General features: G+C 43.8%; 10 protein-coding genes. 5 read left to right on the forward strand and 5 right to left on the reverse strand.

Annotation, left to right across the window (positions count from 1 at the left end; translation table 11 throughout):
• Positions 1-36: 36 nt before the first annotated feature.
• Entirely contained in the window at positions 37-1,158 is a 1,122-nt protein-coding gene (locus EO126_RS10360) for an AAA family ATPase (RefSeq protein ID WP_006555714.1), read from the forward strand.
• 3 nt (positions 1,159-1,161) lie between these two features.
• The gene (locus tag EO126_RS10365) at positions 1,162-2,823 is read left to right on the forward strand and encodes a vWA domain-containing protein (protein WP_006555715.1); all 1,662 of its coding nucleotides are present in this window, start codon (positions 1,162-1,164) and stop codon (positions 2,821-2,823) included.
• Between the two features lie 100 nt (positions 2,824-2,923).
• Here EO126_RS10365 and menA read toward each other — a convergent pair whose 3' ends face one another.
• Together menA and EO126_RS10375 are read right to left on the reverse strand one after the other, a co-directional pair.
• Entirely contained in the window at positions 2,924-3,820 is an 897-nt protein-coding gene (gene menA / locus EO126_RS10370) for a 1,4-dihydroxy-2-naphthoate octaprenyltransferase (protein ID WP_127008803.1), read from the reverse strand.
• Between the two features lie 6 nt (positions 3,821-3,826).
• On the reverse strand, positions 3,827-4,720 hold the full coding sequence (locus EO126_RS10375) for a DMT family transporter (RefSeq protein WP_127008804.1): 894 nt from the start codon (positions 4,718-4,720) through the stop codon (positions 3,827-3,829).
• 241 nt (positions 4,721-4,961) lie between these two features.
• Between EO126_RS10375 and EO126_RS10380 the strand changes: the two genes are divergently transcribed.
• Together EO126_RS10380 and EO126_RS10385 are read left to right on the forward strand one after the other, a co-directional pair.
• Entirely contained in the window at positions 4,962-6,440 is a 1,479-nt protein-coding gene (locus EO126_RS10380) for a nicotinate phosphoribosyltransferase (RefSeq protein WP_127008805.1), read from the forward strand.
• 68 nt (positions 6,441-6,508) lie between these two features.
• Positions 6,509-8,584, forward strand: a complete 2,076-nt coding sequence (locus tag EO126_RS10385; RefSeq protein ID WP_127008806.1) for a hypothetical protein — start codon at positions 6,509-6,511, stop codon at positions 8,582-8,584.
• Between the two features lie 149 nt (positions 8,585-8,733).
• On the opposite strand, the gene EO126_RS10390 is transcribed toward EO126_RS10385, so the two are convergent.
• Complete coding sequence (locus EO126_RS10390; protein ID WP_006555720.1) at positions 8,734-9,330, reverse strand: methylated-DNA--[protein]-cysteine S-methyltransferase; 597 nt, start codon at positions 9,328-9,330, stop codon at positions 8,734-8,736.
• Between the two features lie 258 nt (positions 9,331-9,588).
• On the opposite strand from EO126_RS10390, the gene EO126_RS10395 reads away from it, so the two are divergent.
• Positions 9,589-9,963 (forward strand): RidA family protein, encoded by a 375-nt coding sequence (locus EO126_RS10395; protein ID WP_006555721.1) that lies wholly within the window; start codon positions 9,589-9,591, stop codon positions 9,961-9,963.
• A 163-nt stretch (positions 9,964-10,126) separates the two neighbouring features.
• Here the strand turns inward: EO126_RS10395 and EO126_RS10400 are convergent, their stop codons facing one another.
• Together EO126_RS10400 and EO126_RS10405 are read right to left on the reverse strand one after the other, a co-directional pair.
• Positions 10,127-11,281, reverse strand: coding sequence for a protein-tyrosine phosphatase family protein (locus EO126_RS10400; RefSeq protein ID WP_164726744.1), 1,155 nt, complete (start codon positions 11,279-11,281; stop codon positions 10,127-10,129).
• Between the two features lie 258 nt (positions 11,282-11,539).
• The gene (locus EO126_RS10405) at positions 11,540-12,544 is read right to left on the reverse strand and encodes a hypothetical protein (RefSeq protein WP_006555723.1); all 1,005 of its coding nucleotides are present in this window, start codon (positions 12,542-12,544) and stop codon (positions 11,540-11,542) included.
• Positions 12,545-12,917: the final 373 nt, after the last annotated feature.

Below are 12,917 nucleotides of genomic sequence, written 5' to 3' on the forward strand. Positions count from 1 at the left end.
TTTAAAATATATTAAATAAGGGAAAAGGAAACATATATGAACTTTGTAGAAACAATGAGAAGTGTTGAGTTGGTATTATCGGCCGGTCAGGTACCGCTTTTAGTCGGTGAAACGGGGATTGGTAAAACCTCTTTGGCACATCGTTTGGCTGTAAAAAACGGCTGGTCACTCGTAACCATCGACGGCAACTTATTAAAAGAAGGCGAAATCGGCGGTTTACCGACGGTAGACAGTTTTTCACGAAAAATGAATGACGGCACGACGGTTACGGAAAAAGTGACTGTTTATGCTATTCACTATAAATTAAAGCAGATTGCCGACTATATGGCGGCCGGTCAGCAGGTACTCTTGTTCATCGACGAAATCAACCGCTGTGAACATGCGGTACAGCAGGAATTGATGAACTTGATTTTGAACCGTGAAATCAACGGCTTTAACCTTGGTCATTCCGTACATATCGTAGCGGCTATGAACCCGACGAACAGCTATGACTATCAGACGGTGGAAATGGACGTGGCCCAGCAGAACCGTTTCGTGTGGCTCCAGATGGAACCGGATTACATGCAGTGGCTCGATTGGGCGGCGGAAGCCAAATTGGAACCGATGGTTATGGAATTCATCAGTACCTATCCGGAATATTTACACAAGATGAACGAAGACGATATTTACGCCACACCGCGTAGTTATGAACGTGTATCGGCGTTGTATGCCATGTATAAAGCGAATAAAGAAGCCATCGGTAAAGATGTGTTCTTTAACGTTATCCGCGGTAATGTGGGCAAAGTGATTGCACAGGAATTCGTGAGCTTCGTAGAAGCTGACCATGAACCGCTTCTTACATATGATGATGTATTTACCGGTGAAATCATGGCGGAATCTGTATTGGAACGTCTTAAGAAAGAAAGTCATACCCGTCTTTATTTGACGGCTAAAAACTTAATGCGGGTCATTGAAATGAGAGCCAATCAGCTGTTTGTTGACGAAGCAGCGGCTCAGGTAGTGATTAACCGCTTTATGGACTTTTTAAAAGCTTATCCGGAAGACTTGCAAATGGCAGTTATGAAGGATATTCGTAACACCTACCCGCGTTTTTATAAGGAAGCCATCAAAAGTGATGAGTTTGTAAATAACTTCTTTGATTTACAGCGGAGCTTATAAGCTATGAATGGTGAAATAGATATTGTAACCAGACGCACATTGAAACCTGATTCGCAAGTCAATGCCGAAAAGGAAAAGAACGGCGGAGCCAAGCTTGAAGCCGGCAGCCTTAGTAATCAGGATCCATTGGATGCGGAACGCGTAGCCCTATTGGCGATTACCAAAAAACTGGTAACAGCTTGGCAGCAAGAGCGTGATGCGCTCCAGCGGGCCCAGGAAATTAAAGATAATGCTTATACGAATTCTATCGGCTATGCGATTACGGAAGCGGCGGCGTTGGCGGCGGGCAAACGTGATTTGACGGCCGGTACGAGCGATTTTACCGTCGATAAAGAGTATGAAAACCGCTTTTTCAAACTGGTGTCTAAATTAAACTTGCGCCTTATTGAAAGTGACTCTTTCTTCGGCTATTTCTTTTTACAGGTCGGTCAGGAATTACGTTTCGGTATGACCAGTGGCACAGGGATTAACTTCAAAGGCAGTCGTTATGTGATGTATTTTAACCCGTTAATTTTTCTCGACATGACGCCGGCGCAAATGATTAGTTCCATTAAGCATGAAATCCTTCATGTGATTTCACTTCATTTGGTGCGCGCTAAGCGCCTATATCAGCGGTATTCGCCACTCGCCATTAATCTGGCTATGGACATCGTGGTTAATAACTATATCGACCCGTTGCCGCCTAATGCGATTGACGTGAAGTGGCTCAATAAGAATTTCGGCACCACCGTGGTGGCCTTTAAGCCGTTGGAATGCTATGTGGATGAGATTCAGGCACACATAGATATTGCTCGTGAAACGGACGGTGAAACGGAAGTTGAGGATACGTTGAGCGATGCGCCTATGAGTAATTCACCGGATGTGGCCGATACCTTTGATGCGGCCAAGAGCCATGATTTGTGGGGCGAATCGGATCAGGTCGACGGCGATTCACAGCAACAGCTCACGAATAAGATGGTGGAAAACTCTGAAAAAGGGGAATTGGCCGGTTATTTGTCGGGGCTTTTGAGTGATATGAAAAAACACCAAGCCTCGTTGCCGTGGTCGGTGTATTTAAAACGCTTGGTCGGTTCGGTGGCGTGGGGGCATAAAAAAACGACGACCCGTCGTAGTCGTCGTCAGCCGGAACGTTTGGAATTGCGCGGAACCTTGCGCAAACGGCGTGCTAAAGTAGTAGTTGCCCTTGATTGCAGCGGTAGTATTACGGACGGTGCCTTCCGCCAGGCCATGCTTGAAGTATTGGAAATCACCAAGAGTTATGACTTTGAAATTACCGTCGTGGAATGCGATAGCGTGATTCGTCGGACCTACACGGTCAATGCTCTAAAAGACGTGCAGCCCCGCGTAACCGCCAGAGGCAGCACGCTTTTCACTCCGGTTGTTCAGTATGCCAACCAAATGCAAGCGGATCTGCTTGTTTACTTTACGGACGGTAAAGGTGAAAAGCATTTAAAGGTGGATCCGAAACATTATAAAATCCTCTGGGTTTTGGTGGGTGAAGAAGCTAAACTGTCATTAAAAAATCCATGGGGCCTTGTGAAACATTTGGCGCAGACTATTAAAGATTATGATATGACGGTCGACTATGAACGTGTAGACGGTTTCTCCATGAATAATCAGGAAGGTTTCTCTATGGCCAATCAGGAACGAGATTGGGAAAAATAAGATATGTAGGTTAAGTTTTAGTGACGCTTTAGCGAGCCGAAACTGAGACATAAAAAAATGCCACCAGCTTTCGGTGGCATTTTTTGTGCAAATTTTACTTTTACCCAATCCACAGTCCCACACTTACCAACAGATGATAAAGTGTCACGCTGATGGACGTAAATTTCATGGCTTCGTTCATTTTCACCACATCCGCATAACGTTGCAAGATGGCGGCACTTTTAAAGGCCGGGAACAAAGCGATGATGCTGAGTAAGGACGCTGACGGCAAATGCTCTAAGAACACCCATAAGAATAACCAGAGAATGCAGAAGATAAAAAGGGTGCGCAATAAGCGAATCCCTTCATCTTTGCCTAAGAGAATAACCAAGGTGCGGCGCCCGTGGGCTTTATCGTTACTGAAGTCGCGCAGGTTATTGGTCATCATAATGTTGCCGATGAGGATGGTGGACGGAATAGCGGGGATTAAGAAATCCCAGTATAAGGTGCCTGTCCAAGTATAGGCCGTAATATAGACAATGGCAAAACCCATGGCTATGCCGGAAGCAAGTTCACCGAAGGGGGTGCGCGAAATCGGTTTTGGACCGCCCGAGTAGAATAAGCTGATCAGAATACAAATGGCGCCGGCCGGCAATAACCACCAAGAAACTTGCGACGCCAAGAAAATGCCGAGCACAAGCGGCGTGAGGGAAAAAATATAGCCCAGTTTTTTTACCTGCTGCGGCGAAATTCCTTCACGTACGATGGTGCCGCTGTTGCCGGCTGCCTGGTTAAGATCAAGGCCGGATTTAAAATCGAAATATTCATTCCAAATATTGGCGGCAATCTGCGAGCTCATGACGCAGATTAGAATTAAAAGCGTGTAAAACAGGCTTAGCCCGAAGCTGTGAACCGCCGTGTGCGCAGTTGCCGCGTAGGAAGCACCGAGAATAACGGGACTGAACGCGGCCGTAAGGGTACGAGGCCGGGCTAAGCGATAAAGTTGTGAAGCAGTCATACAAAATTAGTCCTTTCGACCGAAAAACGGTCCTATAGATAATTGCGGTGGGGATGGAAGTTGCGCCAGTAAAACGCCGAAGCACATGGAGACGAGCCCCCAGATTTCTTGATGATCAAGCCGTTCATCCAAAATCAAATACCCTAAAATACCGGTAAACACAATTTCAAGACTCAAAATGAGCGAAGCTTCCGTTGGCGGTAATTTGCGTTGTCCTAAAAGCTGCCCTGTAAAACCGATGCCGGCGGATAAAACGCCGCCCCAAACGATGAAAAGCCAAGAATCGGCGATATTTTGAAAAGTTGTGGTTTCCAAAAATAGGGAGGCTATGGCCGAGAATAAGGCACAGCCGAAGAATTGTCCCATGGATAATAAGAACGGATTATATTGTTTGGATACCGTATTTAACAGTAAAATGTGAATGGCCCAGAACAGCGTGGAAATCAGAATGATACCGTCGCCGTAAGAGGGAATAAAACTATCTTTTAAGCTCAATAAAGCGGCTCCAATGATGGCGCAAACCACACCGCCTAAGGCGGTCAGATTGAGTCGTTCACCTACAAACAGACCGAGTAAGGGCACGAGAACCACATATAAAGCTGTTAAAAAGGCGGCTTTTGACGCCGTCGTATAGGCGATGGCGTATTGTTGCAAACTGGCACCCAAAAATAACATAAAGCCTAAAGCCAAAGACGGCCATATGATGGAACAGCGAGGCTTTTTCAAAGGTGCTCCCGTTTTTATCCAGAAATAAAACGGACTTACGGTTAATACTCCCAACAGAAAGCGTATCGCATTGTACGCATTGGGACCGATTACATCAGACGCAAGACGCTGGGCTACAAAGGTGGAGCCCCAAACAAACGCAGTGAGTAATAAACATAAGCGAGCTTGTAACATAAAAAGAGGATTCCTTTCTATAAATGTAGAATTGTATAAAAATAACCCTTAACAATTGTAACTAAAATAAGTTTAGTTGTAAATTGTTACCCCCAAAGGTTTATTACCTTTTGTATCAAAAGGTGTAGTATTTATGTAAGTTTTGTACTTCCCATAAATACTTCATTACCTCTAGTATATCGGGTTAAAAGTTTATGTCAACACATATAATATATTTATTAGAAGAGATGAGGAATGTACTGTGATCAGTAAAGCACTATTAACAGATTTGTATCAATTTACCATGATGCAAGGGTTATTTAAGGAAGGCCTGCATCGTATACCCTGCGTTTTCGACCGTTTTTATCGTAAAAACCCATTCGATGGCGCTTATACGGTAGTAGCCGGCTTGGAGCATGTTATCGATTATTTGAAAAATCTTTCGTTCAACGAAGATGATATAGCTTATTTGCGTGAAACGGGTCTATTTGAAGAAGACTTTCTCGGCTATTTAAAAGATTTCCGCTTTACCGGCAGCGTCTATGCGGCACCGGAAGGGACTGTTGCCTTCCCGGGGGAATTATTGGTTCGCATTGAAGCGCCGAAAGACGAAGCTATGCTTATTGAAACACCGTTATCCATGTATTTAAATCATGAATCCTTGATTGCCACTAAAGCACGCCGTATTCGCAGTGTGGCCGGTAATGACAGCCTTGCTGAATTCGGCATGCGTCGCGCCCAAGGGACCAATGCCGCCGTTTATGGTGCGAGAGCATCTATTATCGGCGGTTTTAACGGAACCAGTAATGTGTATTCCGCATCACAATACGGGATTAAGCCGGTGGGAACTATGGCTCACAGCTGGATTATGAGTTTCCCTGATGAACTCACAGCTTTCCGTTCCTATGCGGAACAATACGAAGATATGTTGGTATTCCTCGTAGATACGTATGACACCTTGAAACAAGGCGTGCCGAATGCCATTCAGGTTTTCAAAGAAGTCAAAGAACGCCGTGGCGGTACTATGCCTAAAGGTTACGGCATTCGCCTCGATAGCGGCGATATGGCGTACTTATCCCAGGAAGCTTATAAGATGATGGCTGATGAGGGCTTCCCGGATGCTACTATTTTTGCTTCTAATGATTTGGACGAATACACTATTGCTGATTTGAAAAGTCAGGGGAGTGTTATTTCATCGTGGGGGGTCGGGACTAAATTGATTACGGCCGACGGTACATCCGCTTTAGGCGGCGTGTATAAATTGGCCGGCCAATGGCGTAAAGACGGCTCTTTCATGCCGACCATGAAGTTCTCCGATAATGTGGAAAAAGTTACCAATCCGGGCCGTAAAAAGGTACTTCGCCTTATTAATCGTCGCAATCGTAAATTAATCGGCGATTTAGTATGTCTCCTTGATGAAACAATCGATACGACGAAACCGTATACGTTCCAAAATGCTATGTATCCTTGGAAACGTACTCATTTAGCGGCTAACAGCTTCGATGTAGTGGAGCTATTGGTACCGATTTTTGAAAAAGGCGAATTAGTCTACGATGTGCCAAGCTTGCCTGAAATCGTAAACTACGCCAATGAACAAATAAAATTGCTCTGGCCTGAATTTTTCCGTTTGAACCGTGCACCGGTTGTTAAGGTTAATATCAGCCAAAAACTTCACGAATTGAAACAGCAATTGTTGCTCGAAAAAGTGAAACATAATACCCCTGAATTTACTGAAGGTTAAGCGGTATAGACAAATATTGCATTCAGGGGCATTAAAATATGTAACGTAGTTGTAAAGGAGTGAATCAGATGAAACGGAAGTATTTAGGTGGTTTGGTTTTGGCCTCTTTATTGGGATTGGCTACATCTATGGTGCCGGGCGTATCTGCAGCCGAGGTACCTACAAGTTCGTTAGCACCGATTACTTTATCATACGGTATTGTTCAAAGTAGTGATGCGGCGACAACAAAGGTATCGCCGGATGCTACCGCTATTAGACCGCAGCTCGTAAGTACTGTTATGACGACAGTAGATAATAAGACGGTGAATCTGCCGGCCGGTGTTACCGCTTTTGACTTAAAGCGGATGGTGACACCGCAAGGAATAGTTGACGGTACCAAATCCATGTCCGGTAAAGAACTGAATGAATACTATGTTAAGGATATTCGTGAAATTGAGAGCAAGAAAGAGCTTAACATCGATGAGCTGAAGAATTTCAGCGGCACTATTTATCGTGATTGGAATATGTATCAATTACGCGGTGAAGATGCGGACGGCGTACATACGGCGTATGTCGTAGATTTGGCGTTAGGACCTGATTATATTAAAGGTGAACGAGCAAGTTTGGCCATCAGTAAAGCTTTGTGGGAAAAGGCCGATAAGTCGGTTAAAGATGCACGAAATGCGGCGGCTCAGAGTAATGACGGCGTAAATGTAACCGACTCATTAAAAGCAGCCAAAATGACGGCCGTAGCGGCCGGTTATGTGTCCGATGTGTCTAAATCGGGCGATGCGAAGGATCAGTTGGGTCAAACTTGGAATGTTGTGAGCGATTTGTACAAGGATCTTAGCAAACAGCAAGAAGATTGGCTTGCACCATATCCGACCGATTATGATGCGGATGCATTCTATGCGGCTACGGTGAAAGGTATTCGTGCTGTGCCGGTTATGAAGGATGCTACCGCATTTAATCAATTTGTTAATAAATATAAAAACAGCTTGGTAAAAGCGGTGGTAGTTGATCTTGACCGGGCCGCCGGTGATTTACGCAGTAAGGTTGCCACTAATGAACGCGCTAAAGAACAATTGGAATTAAATCGCAGTATTCGCGACGGGATTAAGAAATTCTTTGATACGTCGGATATTAAGGTAGATTATTTGAATTCGGCGGATCAACTTAATTCCGTGTTCGGACCGGTCATTTATGGTGAAAGCCGTGAGGCCGTAACTTTTGACAGTTATGAAATTCCGTTTGGCAGCTTGAACTTAGTTCGTTTTGAAAAAGACGGTCCTGTAGTAACGGTATTGACGACGAATGACGGAGATTTTAACTACTGGCAAAAACAGTGGCAACGTATGTACAATTTAGAGCCGCAGGTAAGAGCATTTGGGGCTAATACATCGGTTGTGGTTAACGCCAAAACTCCGACAACGCACATGAAGGCGTTAGGTCATGACGGAACGATTGTAGTACCTCGTGATCTTACTGTCCGCCGTTTGTCCGACACCGTGATTGTGCCGGCTTTATGGAACTTCTTTGAAAAAGATTTAAAAGAAGTGGTAGCAAAGGGGCCGGAACTTCGCGATTGGCAAACTAATGAACTATTGGTCGGAGATAAACGTTTAGAAAGTATTAAAGCTTACGAACGTGAAAAAGAAAGCTTACAGTATTTTGAAGATTATCGTCTCGGTGAAAAGACCGATGTATATCAGTGGCAAATGAAGGATAACGAAGGTCGCAAAACAGCGACTGTATTCGGTTTAGTATTAACGCCGCAGACGACAAAAGGGTTCTCGAACGTGTTGCAAAAAGATTTAATCGATTTGCAATTGCCTTTGATTAACTCCTATTGGATGCAAAGTAACGAAGAATTGCAACAAAAAGTTATGGCCGCTACATTGTTCAGCGGCATATCCGATTATGCGTATACTTCAGTAACAATAAAAGACCAAACTCCTTGGGCTTTGTTGCCTCATTATACACATCCTGCTTATATGGCGAGTGCTCGTGTATTTGTCAATGCTAACGGCTTTGAATTGCCGTACTACTTGCAGGGGGCGGTTGTATTGACACAGCCAAATCCGGTAGCCTATGTAATGCTTACGTCCGATTTGGAACGCGATGAATTTGCACCGCGTTTCGTGCAGTTCATTCAGGAACTATAAGGTGAACAATGATGGCACATGTGATAGTGCATAGCTTTTGTTTCGTAGGTATATAGCACTTGGCTTGTAGCCATATAGTTTAAAAATTAAAAATCTCCCTAGTAAATCTTAACGAAGGCTAGGGAGATTTTTGTATAGTTTTATGCTGATTAAAACGTATTTTTAGTCGTCCGTTTCGGCCATTTGAGCGGTTCCATATCAACGCCTTCCAAGGTGAGGAGTTTTACTTTAACAGCTAAACCGCCGGTATAGCCGGTAAGGTTTTTATTGGCACCGATAACGCGATGACAAGGTACGATAACCGGAATCGGATTGTGACCGACGGCACCGCCGATGGCGCGGGCGCGAATCCCCGTGTTGGCATCATTGGGGAACAGTTTTTTTGCCAGGTCGCCGTAAGTAATGAGCTGGCCGTGAGGAATGTCTAAGAGGGCCTGCCAAACTTTTTGACGAAACGGTGTACCGATGAAACGGATGGGTGGTATTTTAGCAGGATTTTTACCGGCAAAATAATCTTTTAGCCATTTTTCGGTGGTTTTGAAAATAGGCAATTTTTTATCTATTATTTCATTGCTATCCGTATCTAAACGGTATTGTTGGCTTGGTAAGCTGAGGCCGATTAGATTTTCACCGTCACTGTACATGGTGATGATGCCGTAGTCCGGGAAGGACGTGGTGTAGCTGTAAACCGTGTCGAGAGTTGCGTTTGGATTAGCAGTGGATTGAGTAGCTAATTTCGTTGACATAGTACGGATGCCTCCTTAGGTGGCTGTGATTAAATACGAATGCTTCAAAGAAATTTTCATAAGTTAAAAACGCTGAATAAGTTACGACTCTTAATTACATATCATTATTTTCAAAATGAGTCTTTGGCATTTTGACGTAAACATTTTAGGCTATTTTGTCCATTTGATATTGTACATCACTGTTAACTTATTCTATAATGAATCTATAAGTAGATTATACAAGTTTATTCGTGTAATTGTCCATGAAAGGAGTTTTTTATGAAACCTGTATTTACTGAAAACGCCCCTAAAGCCTTAGGTCCTTACTCTCAAGCTATCAAAACTAACGGCTTTTTATTTATTTCCGGTCAGGGCGGTATCAATCCTGAAACCGGCAAATTGGTTGAAGGCGGCGTTGAAGCTGAAACTTTACAAGCCATGAAAAACATTGAAGCTATTTTGAAAGAAGCCGGTACTGATTTCTCCAAAGTAGTTAAAACAACTTGCTTCTTAGCTGACATCAATGATTTCGCTAAATTCAATGCTATTTATGCTGATTATTTCGTAAGCAAACCGGCTCGCAGCTGTGTAGCTGTTAAAGAATTACCTGCCAACTTCTCCGTTGAAGTGGAAGTAATCGCTGTTGCTGAATAATTAGGCAATCTAGCTGAAATAGAATTCCAATAAAAAACTCCGGTACAAAGCATTAGCTGCAATGTATCGGAGTTTTTTTTATCTATAGGTTTGGTCTTATAGATTCAAGTAGATTTTACCTTGTAGATTTAAGATTGTGTTGTTTGTATGTATTGTCAATCTATTATTGAGCTTTCGGATGCAACCATTCGCTCCAGCTGAGTTCAAAGCCCGTCTGATAATTTTGTTGTACATACCGATAGAATTTGTTAATCATAACGGCTTTTTCTTCGTAATACGGATCCTTCCAGCTCCCCGTATCAGGTGTGGCTGCTACATTATTGCCACCGATGAGTTGTTGTCGTTCTAAAATATCCGCTAACGGTACATCCGGGTTTTTCATAATATCATACATGGCCATGAAAGCGGTAGTACGACCTTTACCGGCTTCGCAGTGGAAATGGAGCCAAGCGTTCTTAGGCAATGTTTTGTAAAAAGCAATGAAGCGATCGATAGAGGCTTCATCCGGCCAAATGTGGTCGGTAGCGGTCAGGCGGACATAGCGCAATCCCAATTCTTTGGCTACCGTTTCTTCTGTCTTTGCAGAGGTTACCGCAAGCGTTTCTTCCGGACCGGCTTCTTTATTTTCAGCCAAAGCAGCGATAGGGAGCGATGTATTTACTAAGTCAGCAACATATTGGCATTCTTCATTGATAATCGTTTGATAGGATTTGCCCACATTACCCCAGTTGCGTTTGCCATAATGGCTTACGGGAATTCCGTTAATGAAGATGTGTGTTTCCTGCCGTAAATCTACTACATAAATCGGACCGTCCGTCTTGGTACGCAAGGTGCTTGCGATTTGGGCAAACTGCTTTTCAGACGGTTGGGAACTGCCGGAGATGTGCAAATCATCAAGCCCTTTACGTGTCGGCAGATTTAAATCGACTTCGTCGTCAGTCGTATCATTTGACTCAGTTCTGATTTTAGCCGGTTTTACTTTGAATCGGTCTTGTGATGTACGAAAAGCCGGTGGCAGGGTATTTGTGTTTTCATTATCTTCACGCCACATGTGAGCCGCATAGGGATTAATTAACCGTTTATCGGCGTACATTCGGTTAGGATTAATTGCTGTATGCGACTGCTTGGCCACAGCTTTCGTTGTTTTTTCGTGTTCATTTATGCTCTCTAAGCGAGTTTCCTGCGTCGGCAATTGCAAACGCGGAATGGCTTCTTTTGGCAAAACGGCCTCGCTGGCAAAGGCGGTATCGTAGAGCGTTGTGCCGATAATTGTCATCATGGCTGCTCGTTGCCATATAGAGTTTGATTTTGATTTCATAGGATTGTTCTTTCTATTACTTAAAATAGTTGTATTTCCCGAGAAATGGCTTAGGATGTTATAAGTATAGCACATTTGCCTGATTTGTATATATTGAGTGATGTGAAAGTAAAGTTTAAAGCAAAAAAGCCTGTAAATCTGATTTCACAGGCTTTTTTTTGTGTTGTTTTTGTGTGTTGTGTGTGTTGAGTTGTTTTTTGTGTGTTTGGTTTTTAAGTGTGTGTTGTGTTAGAGAGGTATTAAAAGCCGGGATAGCTTTTAAAAGTTGACATCGGTGTAGGATGTCGGAGTTTTATGCTCGTATTGACGGTTGCCGTCATATTTTTGCATATAATTTTTGTTTTTGTGGTGTTCACCTTTATAATGGTCGCCTTTATGATGTTCCCCCTTGTGGTGTTTTTGACCGTCCATCATAGGAGGCATCCCTTGAGGCCCCACTTGGCCATTCATCATAGGAGGCATACCCATAGGAGGTTGGCCCATAGGAGGCATCCCTTGGTAATTGCCTTGACCGTCCATCATAGGGGGCTGTCCCATAGGAGGCATACCCTGGTGACCGCCTTGATCATCCATCATAGGAGGCTGGCCCATAGGAGGCATACCCTGGTGACTGCCTTGACCATCCATCATAGGAGGTTGTCCCATAGGAGGCATACCCTGGTGACCGCTTTGACCGTCCATCATAGGGGGTTGGCCCATAGGAGGCATACCCTGGTGATTGCCTTGACCGTCCATCATAGGGGGTTGGCCCATAGGAGGCAGCCCCTGGTGATTGCCTTGACCATCCATCATAGGGGGATGACTGTGGTGTCTGCCTTGCCCTTCCATGCGCTGAGGATGGTTGGAACGATAGTCGTTGTCTTGTTGCTGCTGCATATCGTTGTTATTATCCGGTTGATATTGACGTTCCTGGCCGCGATGGGATTTGCGGTCATAGTCTTTTGGCATTTGACCGGCATTGGTACGAGCGGCTCCGTAGGTTGCATCCGGCATTAAGAAGATGGCTGTATTAGCATCTACTTGATTGCGTGCCATGGCACGTGCCCGTAACATTCGGTCATAGATTGTAGGGCTGTTAGAGCCGTCATCCTGTGAGGCCGCTGCCTGATTACCTTCTATAGCAGCACTTGCTGTTGCTTGAGGAGATGTGGTCGCCTGTTGGGTAGCTGCCGAATCGGCAGCCATTGAGGTACCCCAAAAGGTACCGCCAAGAACACCAAGCAAAGCAACCTTTCTCAATAAATTCTGAGTCGATTTTTTCATAATAGGACTCCTTTGCTTATTAACTAGAGAGTATAGCGAAATTCAAGTCAGTGAGCACTTTGATGATGAAACTTAAACGCGGATCCTCCGTTTGTAACTTCTTCATCAAACTTTGAAAACTCAAACTTGTTCTTTAGTTTTTTGCTATGGGTATAGCATACAGGGAAATTATGAAACTTGTGTGTAAAAATCGTGAAATTACGGTGAAATTTGGATGTATGATAAATGAATCAGAATATAAGATATTATTTATATATAGAGAGAAAAATTTTCGTAATATCAGCAAGAAATTTTTATTGGTTAATTGTAAACTGAAATTGAACATATAAAAAATCCATAGTGAATACCGATTTGTGTTATGATTAATGTCGCT

Source organism: Veillonella seminalis (assembly GCF_003992065.1).
Taxonomy (GTDB): Bacteria; Bacillota; Negativicutes; order Veillonellales; family Veillonellaceae; genus Veillonella_A; species Veillonella_A seminalis.